This window comes from Mesorhizobium sp. WSM4832 (assembly GCF_055811115.1).
This window is the reverse complement of sequence record NZ_JBVVQH010000074.1, coordinates 1-262: the sequence shown is the minus strand read 5'-3', so window position 1 is coordinate 262 and position 262 is coordinate 1. Positions and strand designations below refer to the sequence as shown.

Sequence of the window (262 nt, the reverse complement as noted above, 5' to 3'; positions counted from 1 at the left end):
GCGAGCATGGACACTCTGCGATCGTGTCGGTGGCCTCTGGCAAGGTGTAACCATGACGCACATGCACGTTGCCGGCTCGGTCCACGCCGACGTCGCAGCTGCCGGTCCGCAGTGGCTGACCTTGCCTGATGACGTTAACGCATTGGACCCTGCGCTCTGGTCAGCATCGACTGATCGTGATGACGATGGAATCGTTGAGGTGGCCGGGGTGACCGTCACCGAGCTGTTGTCGCAATACGGATCGCCTCTGTACGTGCTTGAC

At 61.1% G+C, this 262-nt stretch carries 1 protein-coding gene; it reads left to right on the top strand.

Features of this window, described 5'->3' with window-relative positions; translation table 11 throughout:
• Positions 1–52: 52 nt before the first annotated feature.
• Positions 53–262: hypothetical protein (locus AC0L2L_RS33405; RefSeq protein ID WP_473584024.1), on the top strand; the 210-nt coding region annotated here is incomplete at its 3' end.